The 20,954-nt window shown below is 59.3% G+C and carries 16 protein-coding genes; 14 read left to right on the top strand and 2 right to left on the bottom strand.

Annotated features, from left to right (window positions below; translation table 11 throughout):
• Window positions 1-30: 30 nt before the first annotated feature.
• Window positions 31-942: a LysR family transcriptional regulator gene (locus HWX14_RS20615; RefSeq protein WP_175884247.1), complete on the top strand. Its 912-nt coding sequence runs from the start codon at window positions 31-33 to the stop codon at window positions 940-942.
• Window positions 943-1,592: 650 nt separating this feature from the next.
• On the opposite strand, the gene HWX14_RS20610 is transcribed toward HWX14_RS20615, so the two are convergent.
• Window positions 1,593-1,997 (bottom strand): DUF2384 domain-containing protein, encoded by a 405-nt coding sequence (locus tag HWX14_RS20610; protein ID WP_175884246.1) that lies wholly within the window; start codon window positions 1,995-1,997, stop codon window positions 1,593-1,595.
• Between the two features lie 490 nt (window positions 1,998-2,487).
• On the opposite strand from HWX14_RS20610, the gene HWX14_RS20605 reads away from it, so the two are divergent.
• The 6 genes from HWX14_RS20605 (at window position 2,488) to HWX14_RS20580 (ending at window position 11,100) form a co-directional block, all read left to right on the top strand.
• A complete protein-coding gene (locus HWX14_RS20605; RefSeq protein ID WP_244130284.1) occupies window positions 2,488-3,633 on the top strand; it encodes an IPT/TIG domain-containing protein in 1,146 nt (381 codons plus the stop codon).
• Window positions 3,581-4,213: an RHS repeat-associated core domain-containing protein gene (locus tag HWX14_RS20600; protein ID WP_175884245.1), complete on the top strand. Its 633-nt coding sequence runs from the start codon at window positions 3,581-3,583 to the stop codon at window positions 4,211-4,213. The genes HWX14_RS20605 and HWX14_RS20600 overlap by 53 nt, the downstream gene beginning before the upstream one ends.
• 2,294 nt (window positions 4,214-6,507) lie before the next feature.
• A complete protein-coding gene (locus HWX14_RS20595) occupies window positions 6,508-7,692 on the top strand; it encodes a radical SAM protein (protein ID WP_175884244.1) in 1,185 nt (394 codons plus the stop codon).
• 47 nt (window positions 7,693-7,739) lie between these two features.
• A complete protein-coding gene (locus HWX14_RS20590; RefSeq protein ID WP_175884243.1) occupies window positions 7,740-9,101 on the top strand; it encodes an ATP-grasp domain-containing protein in 1,362 nt (453 codons plus the stop codon).
• Window positions 9,102-9,129: 28 nt separating this feature from the next.
• Window positions 9,130-9,834, top strand: a complete 705-nt coding sequence (locus HWX14_RS20585; RefSeq protein WP_244130283.1) for a 2OG-Fe dioxygenase family protein — start codon at window positions 9,130-9,132, stop codon at window positions 9,832-9,834.
• 6 nt (window positions 9,835-9,840) lie between these two features.
• The gene (locus HWX14_RS20580) at window positions 9,841-11,100 is read left to right on the top strand and encodes an MFS transporter (RefSeq protein ID WP_175884241.1); all 1,260 of its coding nucleotides are present in this window, start codon (window positions 9,841-9,843) and stop codon (window positions 11,098-11,100) included.
• A 252-nt stretch (window positions 11,101-11,352) separates the two neighbouring features.
• Here HWX14_RS20580 and HWX14_RS20575 read toward each other — a convergent pair whose 3' ends face one another.
• Window positions 11,353-12,132 carry a TetR/AcrR family transcriptional regulator gene (locus HWX14_RS20575; protein WP_175884240.1) on the bottom strand — a complete coding sequence of 260 codons (780 nt, stop codon included), beginning with the start codon at window positions 12,130-12,132 and terminating at the stop codon, window positions 11,353-11,355.
• Window positions 12,133-12,195: 63 nt separating this feature from the next.
• Between HWX14_RS20575 and HWX14_RS20570 the strand changes: the two genes are divergently transcribed.
• The 7 genes from HWX14_RS20570 to HWX14_RS20540 all read left to right on the top strand — a co-directional run bounded on the left by HWX14_RS20570 (window position 12,196) and on the right by HWX14_RS20540 (window position 20,943).
• Window positions 12,196-13,944: a bifunctional 3-(3-hydroxy-phenyl)propionate/3-hydroxycinnamic acid hydroxylase gene (locus HWX14_RS20570; RefSeq protein ID WP_175884239.1), complete on the top strand. Its 1,749-nt coding sequence runs from the start codon at window positions 12,196-12,198 to the stop codon at window positions 13,942-13,944.
• A gap of 8 nt (window positions 13,945-13,952) precedes the next feature.
• Window positions 13,953-15,023, top strand: coding sequence for a VOC family protein (locus tag HWX14_RS20565; RefSeq protein ID WP_175884238.1), 1,071 nt, complete (start codon window positions 13,953-13,955; stop codon window positions 15,021-15,023).
• Window positions 15,024-15,059: 36 nt separating this feature from the next.
• Window positions 15,060-16,016, top strand: a complete 957-nt coding sequence (locus HWX14_RS20560; protein WP_175884237.1) for a fumarylacetoacetate hydrolase family protein — start codon at window positions 15,060-15,062, stop codon at window positions 16,014-16,016.
• Window positions 16,013-17,974, top strand: coding sequence for an acyl-CoA synthetase (locus tag HWX14_RS20555; RefSeq protein WP_175884236.1), 1,962 nt, complete (start codon window positions 16,013-16,015; stop codon window positions 17,972-17,974). Before HWX14_RS20560 ends, HWX14_RS20555 begins: the two co-directional genes overlap by 4 nt.
• 200 nt (window positions 17,975-18,174) lie before the next feature.
• A complete protein-coding gene (locus HWX14_RS20550; RefSeq protein ID WP_175884235.1) occupies window positions 18,175-18,900 on the top strand; it encodes an OmpW family outer membrane protein in 726 nt (241 codons plus the stop codon).
• Window positions 18,901-19,249: 349 nt separating this feature from the next.
• Window positions 19,250-19,690, top strand: coding sequence for a DUF2844 domain-containing protein (locus tag HWX14_RS20545; protein WP_244130302.1), 441 nt, complete (start codon window positions 19,250-19,252; stop codon window positions 19,688-19,690).
• 5 nt (window positions 19,691-19,695) lie between these two features.
• Window positions 19,696-20,943, top strand: a complete 1,248-nt coding sequence (locus tag HWX14_RS20540) for a DUF3443 domain-containing protein (RefSeq protein ID WP_175884234.1) — start codon at window positions 19,696-19,698, stop codon at window positions 20,941-20,943.
• The last annotated feature ends 11 nt before the right edge of the window (window positions 20,944-20,954 follow it).

Here is a 20,954-nt window from a genome sequence, read left to right as displayed (position 1 = left end):
CCGGGCGATGTAATCGTAAAAGGAGACGTAATGGACCGCCTGGTGGCAATGAAGGCATTTGTTCGCGTGGTCGACTGTTTGAGCTTCACCACGGCGGCCAAACATCTGCATCTCGCGCCCGCCACTGTGTCGCGCCTCGTTCAGTATCTTGAGAAGCAGGCCAGCGTGCGCCTTCTGAATCGAAGCACGCGCACCGTCAGTCCGACCGAAGAGGGCCGTGCCTACTACGATGCGTGCGTTCGCGTGTTGGAACAGATCGAGAACATGAACGCGGAGGCTGCAAGCGCCGGGCGCGCGCCGGAGGGACGGATCAAGGTCGGGCTTTCTTCTGCGATTGCGAAAAGCGTGCTGATTCCCGCGCTGCCGTCGTTGCTTGATGCGTTCCCGAAACTCGATGTGGAGATGGCGATCTCCGACGACCCATGCGATTTCGCAAAGGACGCGATTGATTGCAGGATCCTTGTCGGTACCGTGCGGGAGAACAGTGTAATCGCAAAGGAAGTGGGACGGATCGCTCGAATCATGTGTGCATCGCCCGCCTATCTAACGCGCTACGGCGAGCCTCGCACGCTCGCAGAACTGAAAGACCACATGACCGTGGCAGCCGCATGGGATGACGGGACCGGACTGAAACCCCGGGAGATCTACGTCGGCGGTAAGGTCGCGCCGGTTGTGATGAAGAGCCGGATCATGGTGGACGACGCGGATGCAGTCATTTCCTGTGCGCTAGCAGGACTGGGCATCATCTCGGATTACCGCTTTGCGCTCCGCTCCCATCTTGACGACGGCTCGCTCATGGAGATCATGCGAGGTAGCGTCGCGGAAACGAAGCCGGTGAGCATCGTGTATTACCCGAGTCGTCATATGCCAAACAAGCTGCGTACCTTCGTCGATTGGTTCAAGGCAGTATTCGAAGAGACGATCGTGGCGTCCGGCAATTAGTGCTACGTCACTCGATGCTGAGATGATGGCGTATCTCAATGTATCGAGCCGTTCGACAGCTCGTCCTGGCTGATCTGTGGCAATTTCGAGCCGCGCCTCCATCTCGCACCAACTTGCCCACGTGATAAGGAAGCTGCCCACCGGCATAGGAATCTGCTCGGGTATGAGCGAATCCAACGCATCGACGGTTTCTCGCGCGCGATCGATCCAACCATGCTGAAGAAAGAGGCGCACGGTGTCGGCATCGCACGCGGCACGCAGGCGCAGCCAGTGTCGAGACGTGGCGATTTCGGCCCCTGGGTCAGGTAGAGCTAGGCAGACGCAATATCGTTGCGTCTTGCATGCAGATCAGCTGTTCAAATCACTTGATGGTCCGCAATGACGCTACCCTTAGCACTGCACCCGTCCGAGAAATATTTCATTGACGCATTGTCGGCCCGACCCGGTGGGAATTGAGAGCCGTCAAGCCGCATGTCGCAGAAACGACAATGCCCGCTCGTTGAGCGGGCACATGAAGAGGTGGGGCGGGAACAAACCGCGGAACAACGTCCAGTCCGATAAGCCCCGCTCCCTGTTTTCTTACGTCGAACCTGACCGGGTACATCGCAAGAGTAGCTGGAGTTCTGGCGGCCTGCAATGCATGCGTGGCCTCACCCGGCTGCCCCCGCATCGAGCGATGTGACGTAGCGCAGTAGGTCTTCGGTGCGTCCTTCGGATACGAGTTGTTCTGCAGTTTTGTAGTCGAAGACCGGCAAAGGCGCATTGCGATACCAGAAGAGCGCCCGCTGCAGGTCGCCGGAGATGTCGGTCGCGGCTCGAATAATTCTGAGTGCTTCCCGAAGGTACTGCTGCACGCTTTCGGAACCCGCCAGACGGCTCAGCGTATTGCGATGAACGTGTGCCAGTCGCGCGAGTGTCTGCATATCGATTCGCAAGGCTGCCGCGAAGCGTCGTGCCGAGACGATCGGTGCAGCGCTTTCCGAGTCCCTCAAGAACGCCATGAACTGGTCGAAATCGAGGGGCGGTGTTGAATCGCGGGCCAGATCAGGATTCATGACAGGTCACTCTGTGCACATTATTTGCACAGTTATAGCACAATCAGTATCGACGGTGCGGGTCGCTGAAACACCCGTTTGCGGCGCTGCTTGTCGCCAAATTCAGTCGAGGAACATAGGCAGGGGCGTGCCATTCCCAAAGACAACTTTTCTGAGAATATCGGGGGTCACGGACATCTTTTCTGAGACAAGGGGCATGTGGATTTCTCAAAAAAGATGTCCAAGTCCTTGATATGTCTAGGGGCCCAAAGACACCTTTTCTGCGAGCCCACAGTTGTTGGTTCTCAGAAAAGCCCTCCGCCTTTCCAAGTGTTGTCCTTGAATAAAAAGCCGCCCATCTGAAGAAATCGCGCCGGCTCTGCGAATTTTTGTTGAGATCGAGATTAGGGCGCCAGAGTTCTATCAGCAGAGCAATTTACCACTGCGTCAAACGAAAGAAGTGCATCGCGAAGGGGCCAAAAGCGGGAGGCCCACCAAAGATCGAAGGGGCTTGTGGAAGAGTCGGCTTGATCATTCGAGCTTCCTCGCAGGTTTGATCGCGGCATTGCTTCTATTGCTTTCGATCAGCGTGTCGTCATGGGCTTCGACGTACAACTTGTCCTATGACGAGCTGGGGCGCCTAGTTGGGGTGGTAGACAGCGGTGGAAACACTGCCGCGTACACCTACGATGCGCTGGGTAACATCTTGTCGATCGTTCGCGGCAATAGCGCGGTCTCTATCGTCTCGTTTTCTCCAAGCAGCGGGCCAGTCGGCTCGAGCGTCACGATCTCTGGCTCTGGCTTTTCGGCTACGGCCGGTCAGAATGCCGTCACATTTAACGGTACTGCGGCGACAATTGTTTCCGCGACAACGAACCAATTGGTGGCCACGGTACCGGCAGGTGCTACCACGGGGCCGATATCCGTTACTTCACCGGCAGGAAGTGCAACGAGCAATAGTGTGTTCACCGTTGCTTTGGGGCAAGCACCGACCATCGCGAGCTTCTCACCAACGATAGGAGTGTCTGGGGCAGCAGTTACGATCAATGGTACTAATTTTCAAACTACAACGACCGATGACAGCGTCGTCCTTAATATTCGTAACGCGAGAGTTTCCACGGCGACAGCGACGGCGATTGGAGCCATAGTGTCACCATTGTCGACTTCTGGTCGCTTTACTGTAACCACGCCCTTTGGTCAGGCGACCAGCAGCCAGGACTTCTTTGTGCCGCCCGGTACACGCGTACCGGCGGATGTGGGCGTTACAGGCCGGATGTCGCTCGGAAGCTCGCAATCCGTCACGTTGGGTACCGCCAATAAGATTGGGATGATCCTATTCGACGCGACGCCGGGGCAAAGGGTCATCCTGCAGGTCACAAGCTCCAGCTTCGGCTCTTGTGACGGCGGCACCATTCAGATTCTCAACGCCGACGGCACGGTCGCGGGTAGCGCGAATCTGTGTAGCGGTGGGTTCATCGATGCGATCACACTGCCTGTGGCCGCTACCTATACCGTTCTCGTGACCCCGTATACCAACAGCACCGGTAGCGTCACGTTTTCACTCAGTAGTGTGCCTCCAGACGTGACGGGGACAATTACCGCGGGTGAAGACGAGCTACACCTACGAGCCGTACGGCAATACTTCCGCGACTGGTGAGGCGAATGCCAATGTGGCGCAGTACACCGGGCGAGAAAATGATGGTGCTGGCCTGTACTACTACCGGGCGCGGTACTATCACCCTGGCATCAGCCGTTTTGTGGCTGAGGATTCGATCGGATTAGCAGCGGGGGCTAATCTTTATGCTTATGTAAGCGGCAATCCCGTTTTGTTTGTCGACCCCAATGGACATTGGACGAGACAGATTGGCTTTTCTTTCAGCTATACGTTTCCTTTTGGGCTATCGGGTACGTATTTTGCTGGGGTTGCATACGACTCTGAAGGAAATATCGGGACGTATTATGGAGGTGGAGGTGGGGTTGGTGTTGGGGCCGGTGTTTCTGGTGGGGTTAGTGCCCAGGCTTCAAACGCCAAGACGATTTGCGATCTAAGCGGGCCATTTGGGAATGCAAGTGCAGGACTGGGAGCCGGTGCTAACGTTTCTGCCGATGGTTTTTGGGGGCCGAGTGACGACGGGTTAGTGATCGGCGGGGGTGCCACATTCGGACCGGGGTTGGGGGTAACGTCATTTAATGGGGCAACCAATACTTGGGTGAATCCGATAGGTCGCTTCAAATAGTGGGGGTTTTATGAAATTCTGGAGAAATTTCGAGATTATATCTCTGATTGTTTCTGTAATGACATTTTTATCGGCGATTTATTTGTCGTTTTATCTGGTGAGCACTCGACCGAAAGTACCGGAGCCCTCTGAGTTAAGGGTATATGCTCATAACGTCCACGGAAAGGTTGCTTATCTTAATAATAGTGAACGTCTTTCTTTGGATTTGTTGTTTTGGATCGCTGGGATTAGTTTTGTTGCTGGCGTGATTGTTGATAGATCAAAGCGCCCATTTCAGAAAAAATCGCAATGATGCGCCCATTTTTCTGTGAATCCCTTAGTTGGGCTGCGTCACTTGTCATGCGACGAAAAACTATTCAATTGGTCGGCTACCACGGCGACCTATGGCCCGAATGGCAATCTCACGGGCGACGGCAACCATCATGGATGGTTGGCATTCGCACGGTCGGCTTTTCTCGGTGACCGGGAGGGCGACTGAATTTCACCTACGACACACTGGGGCGGTGCACTGGTAAGACGGCGAACGTGGATAGCATGGCCTTGCGGCGCCGGCGTTACGTACCGAGGAACAGGAGTGAATGGTGTAGCGTTTGTTCAACGGTTCAGGCAATGGCGAGCGCAGATGCGCGGCCTTATGTGAAGAAGCGTCGTGGATGATCAGCCTCGGAGATAAGGTGAACGATTGCTCATCTTTGCAATCAGCATGGTGCGTCCTTCCGACACCAACTTTTCAGCAGTCTTGTAGTCGAAGATTGACAATGGCTCATTGCGGTACCAAAAGAGCGTGCTCGGTACATTGCCGGAGACATCGGTCGCAGCTCGGATGATTCGAAGCGCGTCTCGAACGTATTTTGCGCTCCTTCGGAGCCATCCAAGCGGTTCACCGTATTGCGATGGACGTGGGCTAGCTGTGCAAGCGTTTGCATATCGATATGCAAGGACGCCGTGAAGCGGCGCACAGAGATGATGGGCGTGGCGCTCCCTAGCTCCCTCAAGGGCGCCATGAACCGGTCGAAGCTCCGGGGCGGCGTTGAGTCGCAGGTCAGATCGGAATCCATGGCAGATTGCTCGGCGCACACTATTTGCACATTTATCGCACAAGTAGATCGATGCCGCTGGACGCGGGAATACACTTCCATGGCGCCGTTTGTTGCCAAGTTCCGTCGAGACCACGCGGCAGCGCCTGCGACATTCCCAAAGACGCCTTTTCTGAGAATTCCCGTGGCCACGGACATTTTCTTTGAGACGAGAGGCATGTAGCTTTCTCAGAAAAGATGTCTAAGTCCTTGATACGTATAGAGGGCCAAAGACATCTTTTCTGAGAGCCCACAGGGCTCGCGCAGCAGGGATACTTCCTCTTCATTTGGGACGGACGTCTCTACATTTCCGGCGCGTTGCGACACGCGTCCGACCTATCCACGCACACCCGCATTCAGAAAGGTAGGCAACTTGCCTATCAAATTGTAAGAAATGATGCCCGGATGAGTTCGATATTGGGCTTATTCAAAGCTGCATCGACGAGGGGTATTTTCAAAATTTGGGAGAAGCTGAATATTCTATTTTCTAGGCGCGCGTTAAACCTGATGTTTTTACGAGGTGCGCAATTCCTTGAGTATCGAATGATGTCGATTGGTAATTGTAAAAATGCGAGCTGTATGTGCGTTTCCCAATTGAAAGCACGACGAAGGCGTCCGGCAAAGTAGACGTGTGGGAGGGACTGTTATGGATGGCTAGTGAAATTCTTCTTGCGCTACTTAAATTTGTTAACTTAGGATTGAGACTCGTCGAATCGGGAATGCTTATATCCAGAACGGGAAATCTTTCAAATTCCTTTGGCTTGGCCGCCGCGCGAAATGATCTTGCACGGACGTAATAGCTCGCATGAATCGCGATCGGACGGGGAGCGGGAACTGTCGTTTTCGCATGCCGAAGAGAAAGCAAATAAATTTCTGCGAAGTATTTAATCGATGCCTCTCCATGTTCGTGAGTAGGCTGAGTAGAGTTGCGTCCATATTTCTTTGTTGGGCGGTACTGTGGCTTGGGCTTTCTGCATCGCGTAGCTATATCGACGATATGGCTCGATGGGATATTTCAGGTGTCAGTTTGTGTATATCCCGTGATCGATGCTTTCATGGGTTGATGGATTTGCAGTTTGCAGCGTTGTATGGGCCGTATTCCGGTTGAGTGTGGTGTCGATGGTTTTCTATCCGATGCTCGGATCATGGGTCGTGTTGAATTCATGAGCGTAACGATACGTTGATCGCATTTCGTTGGTCTAGAGAGGGCTGAGTAAAATGTTGATTGGAAATTCTGGTGGCGAAAAAAAATATTCGGACAACTATCGGAGTTTTGATGTCGCGTCGGCCGAATGGCGCGACTGGCGCTGGCAGCAACGGAACACCATCCGGGAGGAAGCATCGCTACGCGAGGCCTGCGGGGGCTGGTCCGACGAACTGAGTTCGCACATTCAAAGCAACCTGAACGGCCGCAAGCTACAGATCACGCCCTATTACCTCCGCTTGATTCGCGAATCGCAGGGCGACACCGACATCGTCCGGAATCCGCTATGGCGTCAGGTCGTTCCGTTCTGGAGTGACGAAATCGTCGGAGGATACGATGGCGAATCGGAAAACTGGGAGCTGGCGCATGAAATGAAGACGCCGATCTGTCAGCACAAGTACGACAATCGCGTCATTTTGCGCATGGTCAACACGTGCAATTCGTATTGCCAGTTCTGCTTCGAGGCGCTCCGCACGCTTGAAGTCAATAGCGAAAAGACCAACGCCAGCCGGGACACGTTCGGCGAAAGCGTGGCCTATATCAAGCAGAATCCGGCAATCGAGGAAGTTATTCTGAGCGGCGGCGACCCGTTGATGCTCTCCGACGCCAAGCTCGACGAGCATCTGTCCGCCCTGCGCGACGTCGGACGCGATCTCCTGATCCGGATTCACTCCAGATCGCTCACCTTCAATCCGTACAGGGTCACCGATCAGTTGGTCGCAATGCTCGAGCGGCATCGGGTGAACGCATTCGGCGTTCACGTTTGCCATCCGGACGAACTCAGTCCGGCCTTCACGGACGCAGTGAAGCGGATTCGGTCGGCGGTGCCGATCGTATTTTCCAACATGCCATTCCTGCGCGGCATCAACGACGACGAGGAGACGCTGCATCGGCTCTTCATCGAACTGTATCGCCGCGGCGTCAAACCGTACTACCTGTATCACTTCATGCCGTTCTCGCCGGGCGCGTCGGTCTACAAGGCCTCGATCCGCGACGCCATCCGCATCATGAACCGACTGAAGCGGCGCGTTTCGAACGTTGCGATGCCCGAGTATGTGCTGCCTCATGCGAAAGGAAAGTTTACGGTGCCGCTGTTCGAAGGCCAGGGCGACATCCCGCAGTTTGTAGAAACCGGCGAACAACGCATCTACCGGTTCGTCAACTGGCAGGGCGAGACGTGCGACTGGATCGATAACTGAACGGGCGCTGAGCGGTGTGCGGACTGATTTCTCATCCAGGTGAAAACATGCGACAAGACGCGGTTTTGTTTGTGCAAATCGAGGGCTCCTTGCTGTCGTTGACCAGCTATCGGGATTATCACTTCGAGGTCGCTCGCAAGATGGGTCTCGCGTGCCTGACGGCCGTCGTGCGCCGGCACGTGCCGACGGACGGCGATGCAGGCGCGGGGAGCGACGACACGTGGTGGCTCGATTCACTTTCCGTCGAGTCGCTGCTGAGATTGCTCGAGCGTCTGGACGCGCACTATGACGTGGAGGCCGTCTTTTGCTATGCGGGGCAGGCGTCGGCCTATGGGGAAGTGGGCGCGGTGGTCGCCGAGGTTTGCCGGATGACCGGCCGAGTCCATTCTCCGTCGGCGGCCGTCGCCGCCTGCAACAACAAATTCCTGATGCGTGCGGCGCTGGAGGAACGGGGGGTACGGTCGATTCGACACGCAATGTGCAGCGATGTCGACGCATTGCGAGAAGCCGCCGACACAGTGGGCTATCCGCTGATCGCGAAACCGCCTTACGGCGCGGGCTCGGCCTTTACCGCGAAGTGTCGCGACTGGAACGAATTGCGCGATCACTATCAGCGATTCACCGCGCAACATGGTCAGGCAGTGGTTTCGGACTACTACGGCATGCCGCACGACGTCTACGCCCGTGACGGCGCCCCGGTTCACTATGAGCCGGGCAAGAGCATTCTGCTTGAACAGTACATCGACGGCGTCGAAGGCAGCGTCGAATGCGTGATCGTCGACGATCAGGTTTATCCGGTGCTGATCAACGAAAAGCTGATCCTGACGGAGAAGCGCGGCACGGTGCTGGAAAACCTGCTGATCTCGCCGCCGGTGTCCTTTCCGGCGCCCGCGATTGCCGAGATCAATCGGTATGCGATCGATTGTCTCGAAGCGATCGGCCTGCGCAACGCGATCGTGCACCTCGAATTCCGTCTGTCGCCGACCGGACCGATCGTCATCGAGATCAATCCGCGGCTCGGCGGCCTTTATGTGAACGCGGCGCTCAAGGACATCGCGGGCCTCGACCCGTACGAGCTCTATCTGCTGATGCTGACACGGGCTTCCGGGCTGCACGAACGCTTGCGAAGCGCCTGCGAACGCGCGGCGGACGGGCGCCAGCATTACTCGATGTTCGCGCTGTTTCCAGAGGCGAGCGGAACATTCAACGGAATCCGCGGGCTCGATTCCGTCGTCGGCGATCCGGCGATCATCGAATGCAAGGTCGCCTGCCCGGTCGGTAGCGAGGTCCGGGCGGACATCGAGGAAAATTATCTGCTGAAGGGCTGGGCCGCAGTGAATGGGCGCGATCATGCGATCGATCTCTATGACCGGATCGTTCGCGAACTCGAGCCGGAAATCGTTTCCTGAACGAATGGCCCGACTCACGGGAGACACGATGTCCATCGATACCGTCATTGACGCGTTGAATCGCAACGGCTATTGCCATGCACCACGCTTCCACGGCGTGATCCGCTGCGATGGCGACGAGGTCGTTGCGTTCAAGCGCCACTGGGAGCGCCTTGTCGTCGACGAGAACTATAAGCGCTACACGCGACGCGAACGGCGCTTCCTGCTGTATCGCTTCAAGCCGGGCCAACCGTTGGAAATTGACCGGAACACGAATTTCGAGCCAACCGCGACCTACGATGTGGACTACGTGCCGGGCGTCAATCGCTTGACCTATGCCGAGGACTCCTTCATAGAAAGTGCGATTCTCCGCCAGTTGCTGGACGTCGACATCGCCATCCTCGGGGAGCGGCTGGTTGCGGGGCGGGAGTACAAGATCGATGTCCATCTGTTCCGGATCATTGCGGAACAAGGTGAGGTCAGTCCGACCACATCGGGGATTCACCAGGACGGGTTGGAATGGGTCTTCATGCATTTCATCGATAGTCGAAATATCCGGCCGGTTGTATCGGAGATCCACGCATCGAAAAATTCCACCGTTCCGTTGTTCGCACGGCCGCTGACGGATTTCCTCGATACCGTGGTCGTAAACGACGCCGTGTTGTACCACAGCGCCAATGCCGTTCAGCAAGCCAACCCCGACGAACTCGCGTTCCGGGACATGTTGCTGATTTCCTTTTCCTCAGCGAGATAAGCTGTCATGAAATCCGAGCTGGTTCTAGAAAAACGCGCTTCGTCTTCGTTGGCGCAGTTGTACGTCTGGTTGTCGTTCAAGACAATCTCCGACATCAGTTCGACGATGATCAGCATCGTTCTGGCGACCTACGCGCTCGAGGTCACGGGCTCCGCCGCGCTGCTCGGCCTGACGATGGCGTCGCGCCTGCTGGGTGCGGTCGCGGGCGGCGCCGCGGTGCCGCGGCTGAGCCGGTTCTCCCGCCGTACCCTGATCTTCGCCGCGGAAGCGGGCAGTGCACTGGCGATCGGCGTGCTGGCGATGTCGTCGCGTGCCGCCGACGCGTCGCTCATCTATTTCGTGCCGTTCTTCATCGGCCTTTTCCAGGGGATCTACCGGGTGTCCATCATGTCCGAGGTTCCGGAAATGGTCGGGCAGGAGGGGCGGCATCGTTTCAATGCGGTCCTCAGTGCGACCGATGGGGTGTCGGTGGTCGGCGGTAGCCTGCTCGCATCTGTGATTACGCAGTACCTGGCCTACAAGAGCGTATTCCTGATCGATTCGATCACGTTCGCGATCTCCGCCATCGCATTTCTGATGCTGGTGGGCAACATGCCGCGCCGGCATCGACCGGCCGAGGAGACGCACGCTGCGGCCGAGGCCGGCGCACTGCCGCGCGCGGCGCGTTATCTGTCGGTCATCGTGATGCTGGTGATCTGCGCGCGCTTCGTCGAAGCGTTCGGCTCGGGTACGCACAATGTCGGCTTCCCGATCAGATCGCAGCTGTTCGACCCGAATCAGCCCGCGTTTCTGTACGGCTGGCTGATGGCTGTGTGGGGCGTCGGACGGCTCGTTTCCGCGGCAGTGACGCCGCGCTTGCTGGAGCGTCTCGAATCGCGTCACCAGCCACTCGAGCCGTATTTCATCGCGTTGCTGATCCTGACCTTCGCGTGCTTCCTCGGCGTCTTCGAGGTGCGTGGCATGCCGGGCATGTTGGGCTTCGTCTTGCTGGCGGGCATTTTCGACGCCGCCACGGAGACGATCTACTATTCGCTCCTGCAGTCGACGCCGGCCGCGTCGCGCGATCGCGTGATCGGTATCTCGTACGTCGCTGAGCGCACCGGCCTCGGATTGGGCATGCTGGCGGTCGGGTTCGTGTTCTCCCGGCTCGGAACGGACGTGACGGCACTGCTGTTTTACGGTGGCTCCATCGCGCTGGCTGGCCTGGCGTTCGTGGGCGTCAAAAGACGGCTGGCGCAGGAGGCAGTGGTCGGGCAGGTCGACTGATTCCGGATGTGTTCCCTGGTTCGTCAAGACGACCCGAGGCATCTTCTCCGAGCGCCCACGACGGGCCGACGAGCGAGAACGTCGAACAATGAGCGTCGAACAATCAAAGAGGCTTCCGCCGCTGCCCTGCCGTCGGTGAGGTCATGAGCCTGCATGCCCCCGCGCTGCGCGGCCGGCACAGGGTGACGACGGCCGTCAGCGCTACGCAGGTACCCGGCAGGGTTCTACCTATCCCAGACGAACGATAGATCGCTAGCGCTCCGGCGACTCCTCGGGCGCAGACGTCACAGCTGGCGGCAACGGGCGATTCGCAATCTCTATCGCTTCACTCGGCGGCACACCCAGCGTCTGCAAAAGGGATGAAGCTGCACGCTCGGCAAAGCCGTTCCGACTGTACCCGACCATGTTCAACATGTCGGTAACCGGCTTCTCGTCTGCATCAAATCCTAGTTCGATTGCAATGGCGGTCAGTACCGCGCCCCCGACCGTGACAACGCTCATCAGCGGGTCGTTTGCCGAGAATCTCCCGGCGCGGATCCCTTTCTGAATATCCCTCAACAACCGAGGTCCGAGGCCGCGGCTGAGCGCTCGCATGGACAGCCCTTCGCGGAGGAGAAATTGTCCCCAGACCGGCTCACTTCCGGCTCGCAGCAAAGCACGGCGCAACGACACCGAAATGATTTCAGCCGGGTCGGTGAGGTTGGCTGCGATGCGGTCCAGGGTATCCGCGAACTCCTCGAACACGATTTCCACAACCGCAGCGTGAATCGCTTCCTTCGATGCGAAGTGGTTGTAGAACGAGCCCAACCCCACGTCCGCGGCTTCCGTAATTTCGTTGATCGCGACGCCTTCCATTCCCTTTTGCGCCATGAGTACGAAGGCGGCATCCAGCAGGCGCGCCCGCGTCTCACGCTTTCGACGCGCGCCTCGGGGCTCGCGGACCTCGGGGCCCGACGGCGCTTGCCCGTTCGCGACGGCCGGCAGCGGCGTTCTGATGCGACGGGAGGAAGTATTGGGCATCGGCGTGCGCATGGGTTCGATGTTCGAGTATACGTTCGAACGTCACAATTGACAGAATCATCATTTATGAATTTAATGTCATCAGACGGCCTGCAGTGGCCTGTCCGGAGAATTGGAGACAGAACGGTGGCGGAGACAAAACTGACGGGCGAGTCGGCCGTCCATGAAAGCAACGAGAACGCGAGCCGTGTCGGTGGCCGCGATTTGCCGTCGGACGTAGACGTGCTTGTCGTGGGCTGCGGTCCCGTCGGCGCGGCAATCGGCGCGCTGCTTGGCCGGGACGGCGTGCGCGTGCTTGTCGTCGACAAGGCGGCGGAGATTTTCATGGCGCCGCGTGCGATCGCGCTCGACAACGACGCGCTTCGCATCCTGCAGTACGTCGGGGTAGATGAGGCCGACCTCGATACGGTGGCGATTCCGTACGTCCGGATGCGCTCGCCCTGGTTCGGCGAGTTCGGGCGTATCAATACGCTGGGGAGCGTCGATGGCCATCCGAAGCTCGTGACGTTCTATCAACCGGACCTCGAGCGATGCTTGCGTGCCCGGCTGACCGCGCACCGCACCGCCCGAATGGCGCTCGGTGTAACGCTCGTCTCGCTCGACGAGCACGCCGATCACGTCGCCGCGACGCTCGACAGCGGGCAGGGCGCGTGGCACGTCGTGCGCGCCCGCTACGTCGTCGGCGCCGACGGTGCCAGCTCGATCGTGCGCCAGTTGATCGGACAGGATTTCAAGGGCAAGACGTTCGCGGAAGACTGGTTGATCGTCGACGCGCGAAACGTGCGCCGACCCATCGACCATGTCGAGTTCATCTGTGACCACCGACGGCCGACACCTCATATGACCGCCCCCGGTGGGCGCGAGCGTTGGGAGTTCATGCTCCATCCCGGCGAGACGCGAGAGAAAATGGAATCCGACGAACGCATCCGCGAACTGCTCGCGCCGTGGGGCGGCATCGAGGACATGGTGATCGAACGCAAGGCCGTGTACCGTTTTCATGCCCGAACCGTCACGACGTTCAGCAAAGGGCGCGTTTTTCTTGCCGGTGACGCCGCCCATATCACTCCGCCGTTCGTCGGCCAGGGGCTCGTCGCCGGCCTGCGTGATGCCGCTAATCTCGGCTGGAAACTGGCGTGGGTCGTCAAAGGCCACGCAACCGCGAAAATTCTGGACTCCTACGATCAGGAACGCCGACCGCACGCCAAGGCGATGATCGGCGTCGCGAAATTCATGGGGAAGCTCGTGATGCCGCGAAATGCCGGGATCGCGTTGTTCACGCATGGCCTGATGCGATTGACGCGGCTCGTTCCGTCGCTACGGAATCACTTCGACGAGCTCGGGATCAAACCGAAGAATGCGTTCCGGAGCGGTCTGTTCGTCCCCGGCTATTCCTCCACGCGGCTCGTGCGCGGCGCAGCCCTTCCGCAGGGGTGGCTGCGCAAGCACGATGGGGCGATTCGCCTGAGCGACGACGTGTTCGGTAGCGGTCTCGCGTTGGTCGGATTCGGACGGGATCCAGGCGCGGAGCTCGACGCCGGCGCGCGAGCCGCGCTGATTGCGGCGGGTGGTGTCGTGGTGCAGGTCGTGCACCGCGGGCAGCGCCTTCATCGCATCGACAACGACGGATGGGAGGACCTGGACGGTACGTTCATGCCAGGTGTCGTGCGGTTTGGCTGGGCCGCCGTGATTCGGCCGGACAAAACGGTCCTGCACGAAGGCCCGGTGGCCGACTCGACCCGCCTCGTTCTCGAATCCCTGCGATTGCTTGGTGCGCGCACCTCGTTGTCGTCGCTATCCGGTCACATTGCCCAGCCGGTTTCCTGAGGACTCCCATGAAACTCTCTACCGTACAACCCGCACGGAATCCCCGGCCGACGACGAAGGCTCGGGCGCTTTCCTATTTGATGTTCGAGCGTTCCGATCTCGAACGGGCCGAACGATTTCTCAACGATTTCGGCCTGCGGACGGTATCCCGCGACGGCGAATATCTGTTCCTCCGAGGCACGGCCGCCACACCGTTCTGCTACGTCGTCCGGCGGGCTGAAAAAGACCGCTTCGTCGGCTTCGGGCTTGAAGTTGACGGCATCGACGCACTGCGCAAGCTTGCCGACGTGCCGGGCGCGTCGGACGTGGAGCCGTCACCGTGGCCCGGCGGCGGCCATCGCGTCACGCTCGTTGATCCATCGGGTTTTCGTGTCGACGCAGTCGCGGGACAAGCGCGGGCCGGCGCCCTGCCGCACCGGTCGGCGTTACCGTTCAACTCGCCCGATTCCGTCGTTCGCGTGAACGATACCCAGCGTCCGCCGCTGGAGGTGCCGGAAGTGATTCGCCTCGGTCACGTCGTGCTCGAACTCGCCGATTTCCAGGCGACCTGCGCGTGGTACACGTCTCACTTCGGCTTCATCCCGAGCGACGTTCAGGTGTTGCCGGATGGATCGCCCGCCGTCGCGTTCCTGCGACTCGATCGCGGGGCGACGCCCACGGATCACCATACCCTGGCATTGGCACAGGGATTCGCCGCGCTCTACAGCCACTCGGCATTCGAGCTGGTTGACGCGGATGCCGTGGGGATCGGGCAGCGCGTGCTGAGCGAAAAAGGATGGACGCACGCATGGGGGGTGGGTCGCCACATTCTCGGTAGCCAGGTCTTCGACTATTGGCAGGACCCTTGGGGCGACAAGCACGAACACTATTGCGACGGGGACATGTTCACGGCGGACGTGGCGACGGGCATCCACGAAGTCAGTCGTGAAGCGATGTCGCAGTGGGGCCCCCGGATGCCGCGCAGCTTCACCAAACCGAAGATCACGGCGGCAAGCATCGCATCGCTCATCCGAAACCTCCGGACCAGTCCGGACGTCACGTTCGCGAAGCTGCGCACGCTCGCGAAGCTGTTTGCGTGACCTTCATCTCCACTCAGACCTGTTCGAGGCATCTTCATGGCATTGCACGTCCTGCACTATCGGCATCAGGGGCGCGCCCAATGGGGCGTGGTGAGGAATCACCGGATCACACCGATACCGGGCGACTACCCGACGACCGGCGAATTCGTGCGAGCACATCGGATCGATGAACTCGCCGCGCTCGGCGGAGAAACGATTCCCGAGTCGGACGTCGAGTGGCTGTCGCCGGTCACGCGCAATCAACGGTTCGTTTGCCAGGGCGCCAACTATCGTCAGCACATGATCGAGTCCGGCATGAATCCGGATGCGAAGTCATTCAACATGATCTTCACGAAAGCGAACAGCTGCATCGTCGCCGCCGATTCCGACGTCGTCCGGCCGCAACATGTGCGGTTTCTGGACTACGAGATCGAACTGGGACTCGTGCTTCGCCTCGATATCACGTCCCGGCAAGCCATCACGGACAAGAACCTGCACGAGTACGTGGCCGGCCTCGTGATCGTCAACGACTATTCCGCACGCGATATCCAGATTCCCCAAATGCAGTTTTACAAGGGGAAAAGCTATCGAACGTTCGGGCCGGTGGGGCCGTATCTGTGCCTGCTGGAGGCAAGCGATATCGCGCGGCTGCGCGCGCTGACACTGACATTGACCGTGAACGGGGAAGTGCGGCAGAGCGATTCGACCGGGAACCTCGTGTACGGTCCGGCCGAAACGCTCACCGAGCTGTCGGGTGTTCAGGATCTGAACGCCGGTGACTTGCTTGCAACGGGCACGCCGTCCGGATGCGCGCTCAGCATTCCGTCGCCGGCGAAGCAACGGATCGCCGCGTTGCTGCCCGAGCACATGAAGTGGCGGATGTTCACGAAGGTTCAGGCCGCTCGCCCGCAGTACCTGAAGGCCGGGGATCTGGTCGAATCGTGGATCCGGAGCAGGGACGGAGCGATCGACCTCGGTGTGCAACGCAACCGAATCGTGGACGCGCTCGCATGAACGCCATCGCAACCGAAGCGGACGTGCTTCGGATCGAGAACCAGGGGCCGCCCGACGACCTCCCGGCCAGCACTTACGAAATGATCGGCCGGGGTGCGGCCATCGACCCGAGCGCGCCGGCCTTGTCATTTTTCCTGCGCGCCGACGATCATCGCAAGCCGTTGCGCTGGACCTATTCGGCGCTTCTGCGGGATATCACCCGGGCCGCGAACATGTTTTCGCGCCTGGGCATCGATCGCCACGCGGTGGTCGCCTACGTGCTGCCGAACTTGCCGGAGACGCATTTCGTCATCTGGGGAGGCGAAGCGGCCGGGATCGTATGCGCGATCAATCCGTTGCTGGAGGGGCCGGCCATCGCATCGCTGCTCAAGGCCGCAAACGCAAAAGTACTGGTGACGCTGGCGCCCTTTCCGGGCACGGATATCTGGTCGAAGATCCAACCCATCCTGAGCCAGGTGCCGTCGCTGCAAAGCCTCGTCCTGATCGATCTGGCCGAGCGCGTGCGGGGGTGGCGCCGAATGGCGGCACGCATGATGCAGCGTCGCGAATGCAAACGGTTGCACGGGCGCGCGGGCGTGCGCGGCGCCGTTCCGCGCCACATCGAGATCCACGATTTCGACTGTGCGATGTCGCGTGAATCCGGTGATTCGCTGCTGATCCCCCGGCGTTTCGAAGCCGACGACATATCGTCCTACTTCTGCACGGGCGGCACGACGGGATTGCCGAAAATCGCGATTCGCCGGCACGGCAACGAGGTGGCCAATGCGTGGAGCGTCGGGCAGGTCGTCGGTGCCGGGATGGGCCCCGGCAAGACCGTTTTCTGCGGACTGCCGCTGTTCCATGTCAACGCCGTGCTGGCAACGGGCCTGGTGCCGTTCTCGCGCGGCGCACATGTGGTGCTGGGTACGCCACAGGGCTATCGCGGCGACGGCGTCGTCAAACGATTCTGGGAAATCGTCGAGCACCACCGGATCAATTTCTTCAGCGCGGTGCCGACCTTGTATTCGGCCTTGCTCGACGTGCCCGTCGACGGCCGGAATATCGCCTCGCTCGAGTATGGGCTTTGCGGGGCCGCGCCGATGCCCGTGGAAGTATTCCGCACGTTCCAGGATCGCACCGGCGTCCGGATTCTCGAAGGCTACGGGCTCACCGAGGGCGCATGCGTGAGCAGCGTTAACCCGCCAGGCGGCGAACGGCGTCTCGGTTCGATCGGTTTGCGCATCCCCGGCCAGATGATGAAGGCGGTGATACTCGACGACGCCGGCCGCTACGTGCGCGATTGCGTCGAGAACGAAGTCGGTGTGCTGACGATTTCCGGGCCGAACGTTTTCGCGGGCTATCTTCAGGAAGATCAGAACAAGAGCCTGTGGCTCGATCTCGGCGACGGCCGGCAGTGGCTCAACACCGGGGATCTCGCGCGCCGCGATGGGCAAGGCTACTTCTGGCTCACGGGCCGCCGCAAGGAACTCATCATCCGCGGCGGTCACAACATCGATCCGGCGACGATCGAAGAACCGCTGCACCGCCACCCGGCAGTGCAAATCGCCGCGGCAATCGGACGCCCCGACGTACATGCAGGCGAACTTCCCGTTGCCTACGTGCAGTTGAAAGCCGGCGCAACAGCAACCGAGACGGAGCTCGACGCATTCATACGCGGCTCGATCGGCGAGCGTGCTGCGATTCCGAAGCGGATTCACATCGTCGATGCGATGCCACTGACGGCGGTCGGCAAGATCTTCAAGCCCGAACTCAAACGATGGGAAACGTTCGACGCGCTGATCTCCGCGCTGAAGGATGCCGGCGTCGAGGGTGCACGGGTGAGCATGGTGGACGACCCGTCGCGCGGGCTCGCCTTGCATGTGGCGCTGAGCGATCCCGCGCAGCTGGCGAAGGCCAATACGGTGATGGGCCGCTTCCCGTTCGCCTTTTCGACTTCGGTTGAACCCGAACATCGGTGATTGTCGATTCCTGGAACGTTTGAGGTTGAAGTGAGCAAATAACTTCGGAATGCGAAGTTATAGATTAACGAAGCAGTACCCGATGCCTTTGGCGTCGCGCTTCATCAGCGCAGGAACAGCCCGCGAGTCACGTCTGGCGCACGGGGATGAAGGCAGGTTTCACGATTCTTGAACATCAACACCAAAATATGGAGACATTCATGAAACGAATCAGTGCAGGAACCGTCGTACTGCTCGCGGCCATCTCCGGTGCGCATGCGCAATCAGCCGGTCAGTGGGTCGTCAATGCCGGCTGGTCCCACTTTGCCCCGCAAGGGTCGGCGGATCCGCTGACCGTCAATGCGCTCGGCCAGTCACAAGTGATGACCGGCAGCGGTGGGGAGATCGCAAGCGGCGATACGTTCGGATTGACCGCAACCTACTTCGTGACCGATCACATCGCGGCGACGACGATCATGGGTTTTCCGCCGACATGGCACTTGAACGGCGCAGGTACGCTCAGCGGCTTCGGCGAACTGGGGACCGCGCGCGCCTGGAGTCCGGCGATCATTCTCAACTACTACTTCGGCCAACCGAATGCGCGGTTCAGGCCGTATCTGGGCGCCGGCGTCACCTACACGTGGTTCAGCAACGTCAAGCTCAGCAATCCCGTTTCCACTGGCCAGATCTATTTCTCGCCGACTGTCGGGACAGCGCTCGAGGGACCGACATCCGTGTCACTCAGCAAATCCTTTGCGCCCGTCGTCAACGGCGGCCTGACCTACAACATCGATTCTCACTGGTCGATCAACGCGTCGGTGGCGTATTCGTGGGTATCGACGCGCGCCACGCTGACTACCCGGTCGTCCGTCGGCACGGTCACGAGCACCAGCAAATTCCGGGTCAATCCGATCGTGACGTTCCTTTCGGTCGGATACCGCTTCTGAGCCGCATTGACGTAGACGCGGCAATGGAGCTTTACATAGCGCGGTTTGAACATGAAGGACTGCTAACCCGAACGATGAATGTGACATCGACGTTAGGAGATGTTCGAGTATACGCTCGACCAATATAAGTGACAAAAATATCAATGTTGAATTTAATGTCACAAGATGCCGTGGCCGGCCTCCGTGAGGGCACGTGGTTACCGGTCTCGGCGTCGAGGGTTGCTTGATTCCGATGGAGCGAACGCGCAGCAGAGGAGTCCCGAACCGTCTTACGTTGGTGTTACCCCGGGAGGGAAATGTGAAGTCGATTAGCTGTGTTTACGCCATTGCGCTCATCGCGGGATTGGCGATGCCACATGCGCATGCCGAATTGGGCGGCGCACCGATATCGCTATCCGCCGCCGATCATGCCGCGAAAGTGCGCGTGATGCGGCCTGCGAATCGAGCGGCCGATGGCGTGACGGCGAATCCAGCCGCTTACATCGTCCGTGAATCTACGCTCGGATCGGGAACCGTGATTCGCGAATACCTATCGGGCGACGGAATCGTCTTCGGCGTGGCGTGGCAAGGGCCGACGGTTCCCGATCTCGAGTCGGTGCTCGGCGGTTATCTTCGCGATTACAGCGCAGGCGTGGAAGCCGCGCATGCACGTCGTGGCTGGCGTACGCCGGTATCGGTATCGACGGGCAATGTCGTGATCAAGACAGGAGGGCATATGGGGGCATTTTCCGGACAAGCCTGGTTGCCGCTTGCGCTTCCGTCCGGCCTGACCGGCAACGATATCCTGTGACTCCCATGAGAATGATCATGAGCATTTTTGGTTCGGTCGTTCGGTGGTTCAGCCTATTCAGCTTGATGACCGTTTCGACCGCTTTCCTCGTTGCGTGCGGTGGCGGCGATTCAGGTTCCGGCGAAACGGGCGTCAGTAGTTCGGGTGCATCGGACGGTAACACCGGGAATACCGCCATCATTACGGTCGCGCGAGGCGTTGCACGCGTCGTCAACATTCCGACCGTCAACATCAAGATTTGCGCGCCTGGAACGTCACGCTGCCAGGTGGTGTCCAATGTGCTCGTTGACACGGCATCGTATGGCTTGCGGATCGTACGCGATGCAATTCCGGGCGTCATCGACAGCCTGCCTAAAACGACCACAAGCGACGGGTCGACGCTTTCCGAATGCGGCAAGTTCGTTTCGAGTTATACGTGGGGCACGGTTCGAACGATCGACCTGTCCATTGGCGATGAACGTGCAGCTTCGTTGCCGGTGCAGATCATCGGCGATCTCGGAACGGAAAATGTGCCGAGCTCCTGTACAAACGGGAATGAATCGGCGAACTCGGCCGTTGCTCTCGGTGCAAACGGCATCCTTGGAATTGGCCCGGCGCCCTACGATTGCGGCGCGGCTTGTGTGAAGGTCACGTCGTTGAGCAACTACTACGCGTGCGAGGACGGAAACTCGAGCTGCGAACAAGTCACCGTGCCGCTCTCGCAACAGATCAGCAACCCTGTCGGTCAGTTTGCCGCAGACAACAACGGCGTGATCGTCCAAATGCCGCAGATTTCGGCAGACGGTCAGGAAAGCGCGACGGGCTCATTGATTTTTGGCATCGGCACGCGAAACAACAATGCGTTCGGTGCCACCACGAAGCTGATGTCGACGACGACGGGCGATGTGCCGGGAGCGTTTCTTTCCAGACAGGTCACCGCGTTCTTCGACACTGGGTCAAATGCGAATTTCTTCGATGATTCGTCGCAGATTACGTGTACAAAGAACACGCAATTCTATTGCCCGTCAACGACGACCACGTATGCCGCGACGCTGGTGGGTCTCGATGGCACGGCGAGCATGGTTTCCATCTCCGTCGCAAATGCAGATACGTTGTTCTCGAGAAGTTCGACATATGCATTCAATGACGTCGCCGGACACTTCGGATCGTCCTCTTGGCTCGATCTCGGGCTGCCGTACTTTTACGGTCGGACGATCTATTTTGGCCTGGATCGTTCGGCGGACGGCGGGTCTGCGCCTTACATCGCGTACTGACGCATCGAGAA

Origin of the sequence: Burkholderia sp. BCC0044 (genome assembly GCF_902832955.1) — a bacterium.
Classification (GTDB): Bacteria; Pseudomonadota; Gammaproteobacteria; order Burkholderiales; family Burkholderiaceae; genus Burkholderia.
The sequence above is the reverse complement of the archived record's forward strand: the minus strand, read 5'-3'. Positions and strand labels throughout refer to the sequence as shown.